The organism is Acinetobacter sp. FDAARGOS_559 (assembly GCF_003940475.1).
GTDB lineage: Bacteria > Pseudomonadota > Gammaproteobacteria > Pseudomonadales > Moraxellaceae > Acinetobacter > Acinetobacter baumannii.
Map to the genome: position 1 here is coordinate 1,361,696 of NZ_RKJG01000005.1, position 17,026 is coordinate 1,378,721.

Annotated in this window: 13 protein-coding genes and 4 pseudogenes; 9 read left to right on the forward strand and 8 right to left on the reverse strand. The window is 37.1% G+C overall.

The window, feature by feature from the left end; genetic code table 11:
- Window positions 1-1,017 (reverse strand): signal peptide peptidase SppA, encoded by a 1,017-nt coding sequence (gene sppA, locus EGS71_RS08035; protein ID WP_001286615.1) that lies wholly within the window; start codon window positions 1,015-1,017, stop codon window positions 1-3.
- 136 nt (window positions 1,018-1,153) lie between these two features.
- Here sppA and EGS71_RS08040 point away from each other — a divergent pair, with 136 nt between their 5' ends.
- The gene (locus EGS71_RS08040; RefSeq protein ID WP_001984639.1) at window positions 1,154-2,137 is read left to right on the forward strand and encodes a lysophospholipid acyltransferase family protein; all 984 of its coding nucleotides are present in this window, start codon (window positions 1,154-1,156) and stop codon (window positions 2,135-2,137) included.
- Here EGS71_RS08040 and EGS71_RS08045 read toward each other — a convergent pair.
- The 3 genes and pseudogenes from EGS71_RS08045 to EGS71_RS08055 all read right to left on the reverse strand — a co-directional run bounded on the left by EGS71_RS08045 (window position 2,090) and on the right by EGS71_RS08055 (window position 6,363).
- Window positions 2,090-4,522, reverse strand: coding sequence for a DNA internalization-related competence protein ComEC/Rec2 (locus EGS71_RS08045; protein ID WP_000472707.1), 2,433 nt, complete (start codon window positions 4,520-4,522; stop codon window positions 2,090-2,092). The two genes, EGS71_RS08040 and EGS71_RS08045, sit on opposite strands and share 48 nt — an antisense overlap.
- 84 nt (window positions 4,523-4,606) lie before the next feature.
- Window positions 4,607-5,293, reverse strand: coding sequence for a lipoprotein-releasing ABC transporter ATP-binding protein LolD (gene lolD, locus EGS71_RS08050; protein ID WP_000049406.1), 687 nt, complete (start codon window positions 5,291-5,293; stop codon window positions 4,607-4,609).
- Window positions 5,286-6,363, reverse strand: a pseudogene (locus EGS71_RS08055) (ABC transporter permease). Before EGS71_RS08055 ends, lolD begins: the two are co-directional and overlap by 8 nt.
- A gap of 137 nt (window positions 6,364-6,500) precedes the next feature.
- Here EGS71_RS08055 and EGS71_RS22930 point away from each other — a divergent pair.
- Window positions 6,501-6,581: pseudogene (locus tag EGS71_RS22930) on the forward strand (PilZ domain-containing protein); the annotation flags it as partial.
- Window positions 6,582-6,610: 29 nt separating this feature from the next.
- On the opposite strand, the pseudogene EGS71_RS08060 reads toward EGS71_RS22930, so the two are convergent.
- Window positions 6,611-6,817 (reverse strand): annotated as a pseudogene (locus EGS71_RS08060) (EamA family transporter); the annotation flags it as partial.
- Between the two features lie 71 nt (window positions 6,818-6,888).
- Between EGS71_RS08060 and EGS71_RS08065 the strand changes: the two are divergent.
- Window positions 6,889-7,979, forward strand: a protein-coding gene (locus tag EGS71_RS08065) for an IS4-like element ISAba1 family transposase (protein ID WP_085940413.1) whose coding sequence is annotated in 2 segments (ribosomal slippage) — window positions 6,889-7,429 and window positions 7,429-7,979 — 1,092 coding nt in all. Because the reading frame shifts where the segments join, the coding sequence is not laid out codon by codon here.
- Here EGS71_RS08065 and EGS71_RS08070 read toward each other — a convergent pair.
- Window positions 7,977-8,708: pseudogene (locus tag EGS71_RS08070) on the reverse strand (DMT family transporter); the annotation flags it as partial. The gene EGS71_RS08065 and the pseudogene EGS71_RS08070 overlap by 3 nt on opposite strands.
- 10 nt (window positions 8,709-8,718) lie before the next feature.
- Window positions 8,719-9,204: a YaiI/YqxD family protein gene (locus tag EGS71_RS08075; RefSeq protein ID WP_085944104.1), complete on the reverse strand. Its 486-nt coding sequence runs from the start codon at window positions 9,202-9,204 to the stop codon at window positions 8,719-8,721.
- A gap of 256 nt (window positions 9,205-9,460) precedes the next feature.
- Between EGS71_RS08075 and EGS71_RS08080 the strand changes: the two genes are divergently transcribed.
- Together EGS71_RS08080 and EGS71_RS22450 are read left to right on the forward strand one after the other, a co-directional pair.
- Window positions 9,461-10,402 (forward strand): hypothetical protein, encoded by a 942-nt coding sequence (locus EGS71_RS08080; RefSeq protein WP_000795876.1) that lies wholly within the window; start codon window positions 9,461-9,463, stop codon window positions 10,400-10,402.
- Window positions 10,403-10,435: 33 nt separating this feature from the next.
- Window positions 10,436-10,582 carry a hypothetical protein gene (locus tag EGS71_RS22450; protein ID WP_000691795.1) on the forward strand — a complete coding sequence of 49 codons (147 nt, stop codon included), beginning with the start codon at window positions 10,436-10,438 and terminating at the stop codon, window positions 10,580-10,582.
- A gap of 57 nt (window positions 10,583-10,639) precedes the next feature.
- On the opposite strand, the gene serC is transcribed toward EGS71_RS22450, so the two are convergent.
- Entirely contained in the window at window positions 10,640-11,719 is a 1,080-nt protein-coding gene (serC, locus tag EGS71_RS08085) for a 3-phosphoserine/phosphohydroxythreonine transaminase (RefSeq protein ID WP_001203183.1), read from the reverse strand.
- A 379-nt stretch (window positions 11,720-12,098) separates the two neighbouring features.
- Between serC and EGS71_RS08090 the strand changes: the two genes are divergently transcribed.
- From EGS71_RS08090 to EGS71_RS08105, 4 genes are read left to right on the forward strand one after another with little or no spacing between them, the layout of a single operon-like run.
- The gene (locus tag EGS71_RS08090) at window positions 12,099-13,586 is read left to right on the forward strand and encodes a TolC family protein (protein ID WP_001142049.1); all 1,488 of its coding nucleotides are present in this window, start codon (window positions 12,099-12,101) and stop codon (window positions 13,584-13,586) included.
- A gap of 12 nt (window positions 13,587-13,598) precedes the next feature.
- Entirely contained in the window at window positions 13,599-14,720 is a 1,122-nt protein-coding gene (locus EGS71_RS08095) for an HlyD family secretion protein (RefSeq protein ID WP_001070878.1), read from the forward strand.
- Between the two features lie 3 nt (window positions 14,721-14,723).
- Complete coding sequence (locus EGS71_RS08100) at window positions 14,724-15,854, forward strand: ABC transporter permease (RefSeq protein ID WP_002015192.1); 1,131 nt, start codon at window positions 14,724-14,726, stop codon at window positions 15,852-15,854.
- On the forward strand, window positions 15,851-16,942 hold the full coding sequence (locus EGS71_RS08105; RefSeq protein WP_000657716.1) for an ABC transporter permease: 1,092 nt from the start codon (window positions 15,851-15,853) through the stop codon (window positions 16,940-16,942). Before EGS71_RS08100 ends, EGS71_RS08105 begins: the two co-directional genes overlap by 4 nt.
- The last annotated feature ends 84 nt before the right edge of the window (window positions 16,943-17,026 follow it).

Consider the following 17,026-nt stretch of genomic DNA (forward strand, 5'->3'; position numbering starts at 1 on the left):
TTATTGTAGTTTTGCGTCCTGACTTGTTTGTAAGCGTTCAGCAACCGACTCACTTAAACCTTTCCCCATTTCTGATCCCATTCGCCCTAGAATGGATTGTAATGGGTTACGTTCAATCGTGTAGTCAACTTTATTATCAAGCTTCAGTTCACGCATCAAGCTTGTAATGTTACCTGAACGGTCAGCTACGCCTAACTGAATTGCTTGCTCGCCAGTCCAGAAAAGACCAGAGAAAATAGCAGGATCATTAGTTTTTAAGCGTTTCCCACGTCCTTCTTTAACTGCGTTAATAAAGTGAGTATGAACATTATCGAGTACAGATTGGATATGTTGTCTTTGTACAGGATTAATCGGTTTTGTCATACTTAAAATGTCTTTATTCGTCCCCGCTGTAAGAGTTCGGTCTTCAATTCCTAGTTTTTGAGCTAAACCAGTAATGCCATAGTTTGGCATAATGACACCAATTGAACCTACCAAACTTGATGGATTCACAATAATTTCATCGGCAGCAGAAGCAATATAATAAGCACCCGAAGCACCCATATCGCCAATTACCGCATAGACTTTCTTGTCAGGATGCTCTTTTTTCAAATAGCGAATTTCCTGCCAGATTTCATCTGACTGAACAGGTGAACCACCAGGAGAATTAATATTAAGGGCAATTGCTTTACTATTCGATGCCTCAAAAGCACGTTTAAGCGCTTTGTTTGTATCTTCACTATTCACAGCCTGATTGCTTGAAGCATCAATAGTTCCAATAATATCAACTACTGCAAGGTGAGCACTGCTACTACTTGCTGTAGAGCCATCTTTAGTGGTCGAACAGCCTTTGCCCATTAAGACGATAATGAACAATAGATAAATAAAAGTAAGTGTTTTAAAGAATATACCCCAGCGACGACTACGGCGTTGTTCTTCTACAGAAGCCAGTACAGCTTTCTCAAGGATTTGCCATTCCGGTCCGTTCTGTTTAGGGGTTATAGGTTCATTTTGTGGTTTTGGTGGCCAATCGGACATAAAATTCCAATCCAAATCAATCGAAATGATGTCATTATATACGTTGATTTGATAAAAACTGTCTAAATAATATGATTTCATTTATAATATTTTTGTCTTTTTTTACTTGTTGTTTCTTCCTTACTTACTGCTATAGATGACTAGACCAGATTCAAAAAGCATGAACTATCAATTACTCAAAACATTTAGCCGCCAACCCATTCAATTTGGGCGTTTTCTTGCTCGTCTGTTAGCAGGACTTGTAAATACTCTAAAAATTACTAGAACATCAAAAAGTATTGAGCTTAACTTAAGAATTGCGCTTCCGTATTTAACACCTCAGCAGCGTATAGCGATTACAGAAAAAGCTGTAAGAAACGAATTAACTTCATATTTTGAGTTTCTAAGTATTTGGGGCTCATCAAATAGTAAAAATATCTCACGCATTCACCGTATTGAAGGTGAACATTTTTTTCATGAAGCATTGGCTGCAAAAAAAGGTGTAGTTCTTATTGTTCCACATTTTGGTACGTGGGAAGTCATGAATGCATGGTGTGCTCAATTCACATCAATGACCATTTTATATAAACCCGTTAAAAATGCTGATGCAGACCGTTTTGTGCGAGAAGCCCGTAGCCGTGAACAAGCGAATCTCGTCCCTACCGATGAAAGCGGTGTAAGACAAATTTTTAAAGCATTAAAACAAGGTGAAACGACAGTAATTTTGCCGGATCATACCCCTAATGTGGGTGGAGATATGGTGAACTATTTTGGTGTTCCACTTGCTTCAAGTAATTTAAGCGCAAAACTCATCCAGAAAACTAAAGCAAAAGCTCTGTTTCTTTATGCAATCCGTAATGAAAACGATGGCTTTACCATGCATATCGAGCCAATGGATGAGAAAATTTATGAGGGCACTGCGGACGATGGAACGTATGTCATCCATCAAGCGATTGAGCAACTCATTTATCAATATCCAGAACATTATCACTGGAGCTATAAACGTTTTAAAGCGAACCCTGCTTTAGACAATATCTATAATATCGATCCGACAGAAGCACTTAAAATTGTGGATAGGCTCAAAGCAGAAGCTTTAAAAACCTCTACTCAACCAGAGCCTATCCAAACGTCGGTCATGTAAAACTAATTTGTGGTTTTCCAGCACAAAACTTAAGGTCCCTTGTTCCAAAGTACTTTTTAGCGGAATATGCAGAGCTTTTAAACGTGCTATAACTTGTTGGCTAGGATGGCCATAACGGTTATCAAACCCTGCCGATGCAATGGCCAGTTTAGGTTTTAAGGTCGCCAAGAAATCATAAGCCGAACTGTGCTTACTTCCATGATGTCCTAGCACCAACACATCTATCTTCAAGTTAGGATAATCTTTTAATAACTCGTATTCAGCTTCCCATCCTGCATCGCCCATAATAAGAAAATTTTGGTAACCACCAACTTTTTTAAATTGAAGATATACAACACAAGAATATTGATTCTGGTTAGAAGTAACAAAAGCCAGATCTTTTTCTTTAGGCCATAAAATTTGAATATCTAACTCAGGATAATGCCATTGTTGCCCTTGATGGCAATATTGGAATGGTTGCTTTAAATCATTTGGCAATTGTTCATTCGAAATAAGCTGCTTTACAGGAATCTCTTGTTGAATAATAGGAAACGCGCCACTATGGTCTTGATCAAGATGAGATAGCACAACATGATCTAATCGTCTTACGCCTTGCTGACGTAGAAAAGGCACTACAACATTTTGTCCAATACTAAATATTTTTTCATCGTAAGAACCGCCTGTGTCAATTAACCAGTTTTGTTGGGGATGTTGTAAAAAAATGGCCTGCCCCTGTCCAACATCTAAAATATTAAGCTGAATTTGCTGACTCGTTTTGTTCATAATAACTAAGGGTAAACAGCATAATATTCCCCAAGTTTTAGGCAGAATTCCTTTAGGTAAAAATAAAATAATAATGGCACAGCTAATCGCTAATAAAGACAGTGGCGTCAAGCTTATACCTTGTAATGGTAAAGAGAGTTTTTCTAATAAGCCCAAACAACTCAGCAATATGCTGAGCAACATATCATTGAAATGAAAAAGCATATTTCCAAACGGTTTTACTATAAACCATGCGCAAGCAGCCATAATGTTTAAAGGGACAATAACACCACCAACAATAGGCACGGCAATAATATTGGTTAATGGAGCAACCCAAGAAATTTGTTGAAAGAAAAGTAAGGTTAAGGGACTCAATGCAATAAATATTTTGCCTTGAGACTCAATTAACACCTTACCCATAAAAATCATTTTTGAGCTCAGACTTAAAAAATGTTGCTCAGGTAGCTGCGCTATAGTTTGGTAAATTCTTAATAAAATAAAGCATGCCCCATAAGACAGCCAAAAACCTGCAGAAAGCACACTAAACGGGTCAATTAGCAACAGTAGACTTGCGCTATATACGAGTAATGTAAAAGGTTTAATAGGTTGTTTTAATAATAGAAATCCAATAAATATAAGGGCTGATAATAATGTTCGTAGTGCAGGAATTTCGAAACCTACAAATGCAGTATAAATTAAAACACCAAGGCAGCATGGTACAGTCATCAAAACCTGTTTCGGTTTCCATAAGTAAATTTGAGGATAATAACGACTGATAAATTGATGACATGCCCAAGATAACATAATGGCAAAAATGAGCACATGTGGGCCTGAGATCGCCAATAAATGACTAATTCCTAATTGTTTGAACTGTAGTTGAGTTTCATCTGATAAAAGGCTTTCATCACCTGTCAGCAAAGCTAAAATTAAACCCTTTTGCTGTAGAGATGAGCTGTTTAATATTTGCCTAAAAGTTAAGCGAAGTTTTTCTATATTTAAACGAAAACTATTGGAAAAAGACTGTTGTTCTTTTAAATGTTGCTGATAGCCCAATCGATAGATTTCATCGAGACTTAAAGGCTCAATATATCTCACATTAAAACCAGACATAATATTTCGCTGAATAAACCATTTTTCCTGATCAAAAGCTCCTGGGGTGGCATAACTATGCGCAGGTCTTGTTTTTCCAGATATTCGATAATAGTGACCTAATTCAAGATTCTGATTATTCTTTAATAAATTTTGATTATTACTTTTTAAATATAGCAACCAATTCACCGGTTCTTTAGAAAAATTTAGAACTTGTGCAGTTTGTTGAACCTTATTATCTTTTTCTTCACTTAAACGGTTTATATAGACAATAATGTCGAGATTTCGGGTATCCGTTTCTCTTTGTTCTAATCGTTCAATCAGTGCTTTTTCAGCATAGTGGTAACCAACCATAAAAAGACTTGTTGTACATAATAAGCAAAACACTGCCTTTAAAAATGGTCGATCAACGAACATTGGTCGTTTATAAAGATAAAAAATAAAGGCAAGTAACAGTAGAGCCTCGCCCACTTTTTCATATTGCATGATTAAAGGGAAATCTATTCCCATCAATGCAATACCGCCAATCCACCCCAATAGAATAATCTTAAACATTTAAAATTCTAGTCATTATCATTTTAGGGGCAAAATTAAAGCCCAACTCAGTGGGCTTTAACAATGTGATTTAATGACAATTTTTTAAGAACCGTTTACCCACAGCCCATCTTCCATATGCAAGATTGAATCTGCTGCCTGAGCTAATTGCTCATCATGGGTCACAATTAACATTGCCATGTTGAGTTCTTTCTTAAGATCGGTGAGCAACTCGAAAATACCTACTGCTGTTTTACGATCTAGGTTACCCGTAGGCTCATCAGCTAGTACTACCGCAGGCTTAGTCACTAATGCACGAGCAAGTGCAACACGTTGACGCTCACCACCTGAAAGTTCACCTGGTTTATGGTCCATACGATGAGATAGCCCAACTCGATCTAGCAAATATTCAGCCTGTGCCTTTACCGACTTATATTGACTGTCTGCTCGAAGCATTAAAGGCATTGCTACATTTTCAAGAGCAGTAAATTCAGGTAATAAATGGTGGAACTGGTAAACAAAACCTAAGTATTGGTTACGTTGAAAGCCACGTTCCGCTTCACCTAAATTATCAAAGCGCTGACCATTCAAAAATACCTGTCCTTTAGTCGGCTGATCTAAGCCACCAAGTACATGCAACAAAGTACTTTTACCTGAACCACTTGCCCCGACAATAGATACAAACTGCCCTGCTTCCACTTGCAAAGAGAGACCTTTAATGACTTCAACCTTAGATTTACCGTCATCAAAATGTTTATAAATATCTTTTGCTTCTAAAACGACTTTACTCATAACGCAATGCCTCGGCAGGTTGAACTTTGGCTGCACGAAGCGCCGGATAAATAGTTGCCAAGAAACTTAAGAGTAAAGAAACAATCACAATAATTGTCACGTCTTGCCATCTTAAGTAAGAAGGTAAGTAATGTACAAAATAGGCATCGAACAGATTAAGTCCGAGAACATTATTAAACCAAGAAATAATATCGCTGATCGTAAGTGCCAGAATAACCCCTAAAACCGTACCCGCAACTGTACCGATCACACCAATAACCGTACCTTGCACCATAAAGATTTTAGTAATCATAGATGGCATGTGTATAAGTCCAGTTGGTTGCGTAGAAATTGCTTGGCAAATTTTTCACAATGTCATCGGCAACTTGAGGAGCGGCAAAAATGTCATCTAATTTTAGACGAACGCCTTGAGCGCCATCAGGTAAACGCAATAAAGTTGAAGCATCATATAAAGCAATGTATCCAACCATCGAGTCAACTTCAGCACCTACACTGAAAATACCCACCACTTTAAAGCGCTTAAAACGAGGTACAACACCAGCTGGAGATGGAGTCGCTTCAGGTAAAACCAATGTCACGCTATCGTTTAAACGTAAGCCAAGCGAATCGGCCATGTCTTTACCAAGTACGATACCGAATTCACCTTTTTTAAGTGAGTCGAGACTACCGGCAACAATATGATTTTGAATGATAGAGACATTCTTTTCATATTTAGGGTCAATACCCGTCACCATAATACCTGCCACTTGCCCTTGAGCAGTTAACATACCTTGCAATTGGGTAAAAGGTGCAACTCCAGTCACGTGGGGATGATTTTCAACTCGTTTAACCAGTTCAGGCCAATCCGTAAGGATTTGCGTCGATGAAACTGTCGCTTGCGGTACCATTCCCAAAACACGATTTTTTAATTCGCGGTCGAAACCGTTCATTACAGAAAGTACCGTAATTAGTACAGCGACACCAAGTGTCAAACCGACCATCGAAACCAATGCAATAAAAGAAATAAAATGATTACTGCGTCGAGCGCGAGTATATCTCAACCCTATATACAGTGAGATTGGTTTAAACATACCTTCTAAATCCAAGGTCATTGATGGAAAAAGAGAAGTGTTCATTCACACTTCTTATTTAGCCATATCGTTAGATGCTGTATTAAGGCTTAAAAATCAGTAAGTTCTGATCTATCCTTAACAATCCTAATATTATATTGCTGCGCTATTTTCTACTACTTAAGATATGAGATCAATTTGATCATGCATTTAGCTACGAATTAGAACAATTTAATGAATAAGCTCAACAAATTACCCTCATCTTCTCCTACTTAGACTTAATATGTTGAGCAAAATTACGATTTGCTTGAATGTCTTTATAAAAATATAGAAATAGACCAAATAAGATAATGAAAGCTCCCACAAAAACCATAATCGACAATTGTTCATGGTTTAAAACAGCTCCAATGATCATTGCTAGCATTGGTGTAATTACTGTTGTAAGCGATAAAGTGGTTGGTTTTATATTCTGAACCTCTGTACACGATAAAAATAGATAACTCATTGAAATAATGTCATAATAATTGTTTTCTAACGACGAATACTATGACACATCTCAATGAGTTATATCTTATCTTAAACAAATATCTAAAATGGAACAAGTCACATTTAAAGTGCTTTGCGCTCATCATGCTTGTGATTATTTTAAAGCAAACATGTAATCTTTCTTCTGCATCTAAAGCCTTGCCCATCAAGTGCTTACCACAATCATTTTATCGACGTATGCAGCGCTTCTTTGCAGGTCAGTATTTTGATTATCGTCAAATTTCTCAGTTGATTTTCAATATGTTTTCATTCGACCAAGTGCAACTGACTTTAGATAGAACCAATTGGAAATGGGGAAAACGAAATATTAATATCCTGATGCTCGCAATCGTTTATCGTGGAATAGCGATACCTATCCTTTGGACATTGCTTAATAAACGTGGAAATTCAGATACGAAAGAGCGTATTGCTTTGATTCAACGCTTTATAGCCATTTTTGGTAAAGACCGTATTGTGAATGTGTTCGCAGACAGAGAGTTTATCGGTGAGCAGTGGTTTACATGGTTAATTGAACAAGACATCAACTTCTGCATTCGTGTTAAAAAAACTTCATTGTCACCAATCATTTAGGAAAGAATCATAAAATTAGTGATTTATTTCGCCATCTTAAAGTTGGTCAAATTGAATGTCGTAAACGACGGATTTTGGTTGGTCGGGTGAAACTATATATAAGTGCACTACAGTTAGAAAATGGAGAGCTTTTACTCGTCGTTTCTCCTCAGTTTAATGCCAATGCTATTCAGGATTATGCATTACGCTGGGAAATTGAAACCTTATTCAGTTGTCTCAAAGGACGCGGGTTTAATCTTGAAAATACGCGCTTGACAGACCCTAGACGAGTGAAAAAATTGATTGCGGTGTTAGCTATAAGCTTCTGTTGGTGTTACTTAACGGGTGAATGGCAACATGATCAAAAAAAAGCGATAAAAATAAAGAAGCATGGACGACTCTCAATGAGTTTATTTCGCTATGGTTTAGACTATGTTCAAATGGCGATTCAGCGTTTAATTGGTTTTGGGAAAAAAGAAGAGTTTAAGGAAATTTTGGCAATTTTAAGAAGGCAGAACCCTGATAGGATAAGGGTTCTGTGAAATTTGTCGTGTACAGAGATTCTGAACAAGTTTGAAGTAACAGAACATAGCCACAAGTGAAGCCATCAGAACTGTATAAATTAATGCAAATAAAGATTTAGCTTGTGGTAAATGAGTCGGTGCATATTGCCAAATAAATGGAATAAGGCAGCTTGCCAAAATTGAAGAAACCAAGATCGAACCAGTCGCCTGAGCCATTGGCTGAATTTTGGCATTCACTTTCTTTACCCAAAATATAGAAAATGAATAAACAAAAACGCTGACCAACATTAAGACAATACCAAATGGATGCATATGTTGATTTGAACCATTTAAACAAATGATCGCTAGTCCACAAACAGCAACAGCCATACCTAGCCACTGCAATTTAAAAAGATGCTGACCAAAAGCAAAACGACCAATCAACCCAGCCATAATGGGTGCTAGACCAAACATCAAGGCAATCATGCCAGAACTTAAATATTGGGTCGCAGCATAGGTAAAAATTTGCGAGCCGATTAAACTAAAAGACCCTGCAAAATAACTATGTAAAGCTTGCTTATGAGTTGGAAAAGAAGTTTTTAGAACAAGTAAAACAATAACCGACAGAGGCAAAGCTATATAAAACCGTAACAGTAAGGCCCACATGACATGTAAGTCAGATACGCTCCATACAATGGCTAAAGGTGTCGTTGCCCAGATAAATACAAGCAAGACATAAGTTGAAGCCAAGTTGGTTTGGGATGGCATAAGAGGCTCACTAAGCAGTTTTACGTTTTTGCTTTAAAATCGTTTGGTCGAGTGCACTAGAAAATTCGCGCTTATCACGTTCTGAAATAGGTGGTGGACCACCCGTCTGTACACCAGCGCCGCGCAACGTATCCATAAAATCACGTAAGTGCAAACGTGCTTTTACGTTCGCTGTGGTATACACCTCACCACGTGGGTGAATCGCAATGCCACCTTTCTCAATAACTTGAGCTGCGAGTGGAATATCTTGCGTAATGACAATGTCATTTTCAGACATACGATTCACAATTTCCCGATCGGCTTGATCGGCTCCACTTAAAACTTGCAGAGATTTAATACGCACTGAAGGGGTAATACCGACATTTTGATTGGCTACAAAAATCACTTCTAATTGATAACGATCCGAAGCTCTTAAAATGACTTCACGCAAAATTTTAGGTAATGCATCTGCGTCTACCCACAACTTGAATGGCAGCACGTTATTCTCTATTTCCACTAAAAATATAAGTCTAACAGATGCATTTCATTAGAGAATAGCGCTAAATATAAAACTTGTTTTCTAAATTTAATTTGAACAATACGTTAATGATTATTTATATGCACTCTTAACAATACATGTTTTGCTAGATGGAGAGCTTTTTGATAACTAAATACGTGCTTTTACAAGAGAATTTACATATGTTGACTTGAAAAATAGCAATTACCCTCGATTTAATATATCAAGTGAGATAAACCCAACATCAATCGTACCTATGAAAAATCAAAACAGTCCAGAAGTTATTACGGTAAACGACCAAAATTTTGGTAGTCATGGAGAGCATTGGAATCTACTGACTTCCCATCCAGAGACAGATGTACCAAAATGGCTTGGACTGGCGCTTGATGCTCCTGTAATGCCAATGGGTTTATGTCAAAATGAAGACGAAATGGATCAATCTTTTTGGCTCATTCAAGGTCCACAAGGTCAGAAGGTCACCATTAATCAAATTATTGCAGTTGAAAATCAAAAACCTCGCGCTTTAAAAACTGCCTTCCCGAGTTTTGATAGTCCATATCAATATAATGCCCAAATTGAGCGCATCATTACTTGTGACTCTGCTACTCAAGCGGTATTAAGTTTAAAATTAAATAAAAGTACAACGATTTATGCATTTGATAATTTATTTAGCGTTAATCGTTGCCAATATGACAAAACCCAAACTTACCAAGTCCAATTTAATGCATGGGCCTATGAATTAGAATCAGTGCCTAAGGGAGAAACAATTGTCGTAGATGATCCAGCTTCAATTAAACATCACCGTGCATTAAATGCGATTTTAACTGAACATAATGGGATTGCACCCGAAAACCTACAAGAACTGATTAATGAATGGCAACCAAAAACTAAAGAAGATCAAGAACCTGTAACGGTTGATTTTTCTAAAATGGTTGCATATTTATATGGAGAAAATCTTGGTCAAGAAGATGAAGCTTGGTTCCAAGGTAATATTGTCGGTAAAACTTCAATGTCATTTATGGGTGCAGAATATACCCTTTATGATGTCACTTTAGTTTTAGAAGACAACCTTCCTGCCATATTAGTGCGCATTGCTACAAAAAATGATTTGTACAAAAACTTTAATATTGGCGAATATATTCGTGGCAATATCTGGATTCAGGCGAATATTTATGCTAAAAATAGTGAAACTAATTGAATTTCACTAATATTTTAAAAATTAGGCTATTGAATGAAGATTATACCTGAACAAACCACCAGCCTCATTCAAACTAGTAACCCACGTATAAGGGTCGATACTGGTGCGTTTTGCTTTTTCGTTTTGGGTATGTTCTTAGCCGCAATGATGATACATCAATTTGGTTTTATGCCTTTTTAATTGATCATTTATATAAAAATAAAGCCCTCTTTTTGAGGGCTTTATTCATTTTATGACTTAACCATTACGTTTAGCAAAATCATCCATAAAGCGGATAAGCGCCTGAACGCCTTCTAATGGTACAGCGTTATAAATACTTGCACGCATACCACCTACTGAGCGGTGACCTGCTAAGTTCAATAAGTGATTTGCTTCAGCTTCTTTCAAGAATTGCTTTTCTAAAGCTTCATCTGCCAAAGTAAATGGTACATTCATAATTGAACGATTTGGAATGGCAATCGGGTTATTATAAAATTCGCTTGAATCGATATAACCATAGAGTAACTGAGCTTTTTCAAGGTTAACTTTATGGATAGCATCTACCCCACCCTGCTCTAGTAACCATTCAAATACTAAACCAGACAAGTACCAAGCATAAGTCGATGGTGTATTTACCATAGAGCCATTCTTGGCTTGATCAGCATATTTTAAAATGCTTGGAATCTCTGCTTTAGCTTGATCCAGTAAGTCATCACGGATAATAACAATTGTTAAACCAGCAGGACCAATATTTTTTTGCGCACCTGCATAGATGAGACCAAATTTCGAAACATCAAGTGGAGCAGATAAAATGCTTGATGAGAAGTCACATACCAGTGGTGCTTTAACATCAGGAACACCAGCAAACTGTAAACCGCCAATTGTTTCGTTATCAGCATAATGGACATAAGCTGCATCGTCAGACAAGTTCCATTCGCTTTGCTCAGAAATGGCGAACTTACCGTCTACTTTAATACCAGCTTCTACAACATTAATATCGCCATAACGTTTTGCTTCTTTTAAAGCTTTTTCAGACCAAATTCCAGTATGGATATAATCTGCTTTGTTATTTTTTCCAAGCAGGTTTAAAGGAATTGCTGAAAATTGTAATGACGCGCCACCTTGTAAAAATAGCACTTTATAGTTTTCAGGAATATTCATGAGCTTACGCAAATCTGCTTCAGCTTTTTCCGCAACAGCAACATAGTCAGCACTACGGTGACTCATTTCCATGATGGATAGACCCTTACCTTGCCAATCCAACAATTCTTGTTGAGCTTTTTCTAAAACGGCAGTAGGTAATGCAGCAGGACCAGCACAGAAATTGTACGCGCGCATGATTTTTCCCTTGTAAAAGTGAAACACAATAAAAAAAGGCATTTAACCACAGATTGCTTAAGGTTGCAGCAGCTTCTCTAGTAAATATTTCAATGCTAGGGCGTGTTTATGCCTATTTTTTCAATAACTATTTTATTTATTTCATTGCTTTCACTTATTTTTTTATAAGTTTTATTAAATAAAGTTCAACTTGACTTGTGAATATAGTTTCCCATACTGTGATGAACATATAAAAACTTGCTGTATGATTTTCCATCAAGCAAAAATAACCTCAAAATCATTTTGTGCTTTTATACAATTGTATAATAAACAATATGATAATTGAATTTAATAACAAGAAATTTAAACTATAAGGGATGATCAAAAATTGTTATATAAAATGCCAACACATCAATATCGACAGTCTAAACGTCCTTTTTTGTTTAAACCCAATTACCTTGCGTTGGTATTGGGAGTATTAATTGCAACGCCTATTTATGCGCAAAGTTTAAGTTATGCTGAAGCAGAACAACAGGCTTTAAAAAGCTCATACAGCACTCAAGCCAACCAAGCATTACAACAAGCCTCTCAGTTAGAAGCCGAAGCGGTAAAAGGTTTAGGACTCCCCAGAGTTGATTTAAATGTGAGGGCATATGCTTTTCATAGTGAAACAGATGTACCCTTAGGCTCTTTTAAACAAAAACTTGAAAATGATTTAAGCCAAGGACTCAATGATAAATTATCCCAGTGGAACAATGTCATTCCATCAGATGTTTTAGGTCAAGTTCAGGAAGGCTCAAACCAAATCATACATGACGGTATAAACCGTTTTCCTGACTACGCTAATTTGACTGTAGAAGACCAAGTAGTCCGACCATCTATTTCAGTGGTGATGCCGCTCTACACAGGTGGGTTAACAACTAGTGCAAAAAAAATAGCTAACATTCAGGCTCAACGCTCCGAGCTTTCAAGCCAACAACAACAAGATATCCAGCGCTTCGAAGTCGTACAAAGTTATTTTAATGTGCAATTACAACAACAACTGGTCGCAAGTAGTCTATTTAACTTTAATGCAATGCAAAAACATTACAGCAATGCGTTAAAGCTCGAACAGCAAGGTTTTATTAGTAAAGGGCAACGTATGCAGTTTGAAGTTGCTCGTAACAATGCCGAACGAACTCTACAAAATGCGCAGGCAAATCTAAATGCTAGCCAATTTAATTTAAACAATCTTTTGCACCAGCAAAATAATGCTGATTTAAGTACTCCTCTTTTTGTAAATACTGTTCGTAGCCAATCGTTAGAATCTCTTTTAAGCAGTTACTCTCAAAAATCTAGCCTTGTGCAAAAAATGCAGTTAGACACTCAATTGGCAAATGCAAATATTCAGGCTCAACAAGCAGCAAAAAAACCGAGTCTTTTCGCTTTTGGTGAGTATTCACTCGATGAAAATGAAAACTGGATTGTAGGTGTTATGGCAAAATACAATCTGTTTTCTGGCGTAGATAAAAATAAGAATATTCATGCTGCCGAGTTAAAACGTTATGCTTCAGAACTCATGACTGAACGAACTAAACAAGAGATTGAAGCATTATTGAATAAGTCTTATAACGAGCTCAATTCAGCACAGCAAAGTCATACGCTATTACAAAGGAATATCAGCGCAGCTCAAGAAAACTTACGTATTCAGGAACTTTCTTTCAGAGAAGGCATGGGTACAGCGACTCAAGTGATTGATGCACAAAATGCATTAAGTGCTTTAAAAACAGAAATGGCTTTAAATGCTTATAAATATGTCATGTCGCTCGCAACGCTATTACAAAGCCATGGTTCTATGGACCAGTTTAAAGCTTATGTGACTCAACCACACACTGACTATATCCGCTAATGGGGACATAACATGAATCAAGACTCAGCTCATTCAGAACAAAATTCTCCAGTTGCGGATACGGCAGAAACTAACCAAAATCAGCAAAATACTCAAACCGACAATACTCAAAAAGTAAAAACGAGTAAAAGTGATTCTCAACCTCCTAAAAATTCGAAAATTAAACTAATTATTGCGGTCGTGGTTATTGCTCTATTAGGTTTAATCATTTTCGGTTTGTGGAAAAGCTATCAACCTAAGCCTATTGAATTACAAGGCCGAGTTGAGGCTGAAACAGTTCATGTCAGTACTAAGGTTCCGAGCCGTATTGAAGAAATTTATGTGCAAGAGGGCCAGAAAATTTCCAAAGGTCAGCCCCTTGTTCGTTTAGTCAGCCCTGAAATAGAAGCTAAAAAACAACAAGCTTTAGCCACCCTACAATCAGCTTTGGCATTTCAATCTACGGTAGACCGAGGCTCTCAACAGGAAAATATTGATACTCTTTATGCCAATTGGCAGAGTATGAAAGCACAGGCAAACCTTGCTAAAACCACTTATCAACGTGGAGAAAATTTATATAGACAAGGTGTTATTTCTCGTCAAAGAAGAGATGAGATGTTAGCCGCACAAACTTCTGCTCAAGAGTTAAGTGAAGCAGCTTATCAACAATATGCTCGAGCAAAGCGCGGAAGTACCAGTCAGCAGAAATCTACAGCGGATGCACAAGTTGAGATTGCAAAAGCCGCGGTAAGTGAAGCTCAAGCACTTGAGGCAGAAACTCGTTTACTCGCTCCTATTTCAGGTACAGTTTCAAAAACTTATGGCAAACCTTCTGAACTCGTTGCTATGGGTGTACCTGTTGTTAGCATTTTAGAAGATGATGATTTGTGGGTCAGTTTAAATGTCGGTGAAAACCAATACGCTTCTGTTTATAAAAACAAAACGCTAGAAGGTTTCATTCCTGCGCTGAATCAAACTGTGATGTTTAAAGTGAAAAATATTGATGCCGAAGGCGAATTTGCCACCATTAAAACCACACGTCAGACCGGTGGTTATGACATTCGTAGTTTTAAATTACATTTGGTGCCTGAGCGTCCTGTCAAAGACTTAAAAGTTGGCATGAGTGTTCTATTTAAAATTAAAGAAGAAAAATAAAACATGTTTGCCAGCATATTACGTGAACTAAACTATTTAAGAAGCAATAAATGGGATTTGTGTATGGTGACACTCATCCCTGCTTTTATCATTTTTTTGTTTAGCAGCATGTTTTATGCAGGTAAAGCTGAACATTTACCCATTGCCATTATTGATCAAGACCAGAGTGAACTAAGCCGTAATATTGGAAAGTATCTTTCGCTAAATCATACAGTCGATGTAAAAACAATTACTACAAGCTCAAGTGAAGCCGAGAGATTACTCAATGAAACCAAAATATGGGGTTATATTTTTATTCCGGATGGTGCCGAAAAACGTTTTGTGAAAGCTCAAGATGCGCAAATCAGTATTGCTTTTAACCAATCTTTTTTTAGTGTCGGGAACACGATTTCCTCGGCGATGTTAGTCAGCACTCTCAATGCTTTAGCAGACTATGCTGGCCAGAATTATCTTGCAAATAATATTCCCTATTTAGATGTACCTACAGCACACGTCAAAATTTCAACGCTTTATAACCCAAGCATGAGCTATGAGTTCTATTTAGAACCCTTCATGGTTCCAGCCGTATTACATTTATTACTATGTTGCTGTGTGGCATTTGCCATTGGACAAGAAATTAAACGCGGCACACTAACACAGTGGGTGAACCGAGAAAGTTTTATTCAAGGCTTATTGGCTAAAAATTTGCTGTATAGCTTTATTTTCTGTTTCTGGACTTGGTTATGGATGTTTTGGCTGGTTGAAATTCGAGGCTGGTTTGTAGCAGGTTCACTAAGTTTCTTATTAGCTGCTCAGTTCTTACTTTATTTTTCTTATGCTTTAATTAGTAGTACCGTCATTCTCGCGACCAAAAATTTAAGTAAAACTTTTGGTTTTATTGCAGTATATGGCGGATCTTCTTTAAGTTTTGCAGGCGTTACTCTACCTTTAAATAATGCACCGATTTTCACTAAATTTTGGTCACTGATTATTCCGTACACCCCTTATGCAAAGCTCCAGACCGAACAATGGGTGATTGGAAGTCCACTTTTCATTTCGATGTCTCCCTTCTTAATACTTATTGGCTACTGCCTTATTTATTTCTTTTTAAGTTGTTTGCTGCTTAAAAAACTGGTTCAAGGAGCAACATCATGAAGGAATTTTTAAAGGCTTACGTTCAAACATTTAAAGATATTGTTAGTAACAGTTCAGTTTTCACAACACTTATTTTATCCGTCATTCTTTATAGCTTTTTTTATCCGACAGCCTATAAAGCTGAGCGCGCAGAATCAATTCCAATTGTCATTGTTGATGAAGAACAAAGTCTTTTAACTTCTCAAGTCATTGGTCAAACAGCCAATAGCCCGCACGTTAAAATTGTTGATGTCACTGGTAATTTTCTTGAAGCTGAACAAATGGTTCGCGAACAAAAAGCCGATGGTATTTTACTTTTACCAAGCAATTTAACGCAGAGCTTACGCCGCGGAGAAACTGGCGGAATCGGCTTATACTTAAGCACAACCAACTTTTTAAAAACTAAAGAAATTGGGTTAGGTCTGGCCACCTCTATTGAAGCAACTTTAAAGGAATATATTGAAAGGTTTGGACAACGTACACACTTCCAGCCTGCTCTTTCTATTCATCAAATGCCTTTATTTAATACGCTTTCAGGCTACGGTAGTTATATTTTTCCTGCAGTTGCATCACTTATTATTCACCAAACAATTGTGTTAGGTCTGGCCATGCTGGTTGCAAGTTACCGCGAACAACATGAAAAAATTACCCCTATTCGTTTTGCAGGAATTTTTGCCAGTATCTTTACAATTGGTTGTTTAGGAAGTTTTTATCTTTTTGGTTTTACCTTGTGGTTCAATGGCTATCCACACGGTGGAAACTTTGTCGGTTTGCTAGTCGCTGTTCCTATTTTCATTAGCTGTGTAATTGGATTAGGTATGCTGATTGGCTCACTTTTAGATATGCCGGAACGTGCCGGACATATTATTGTATTTAGCTCAGTTCCTCTTTTCTTATTAACTGGCGCCGCCTGGCCTCATCAAGCCATGCCTGAATGGTTGCAATGGTTTGCTTGGTGTTTACCCTCTACACACGGCGTACAGATGTTTGTACAACTTAATCAAATGGGCGTTCCTTTAAATGTCGTGGTCCCGAAATTAATTTTTCTTGCGACTATTGGGGTTATATTTTTAATTACTGCCTATTCACGTTTAAAAGTATCTAAATAAACTTATTTATAGGCTAATTAAAGTGTACAGATTATATTTTTATTTACTATAAAATCTTATAGTTAAAGCTTATTTCTTAAAAAA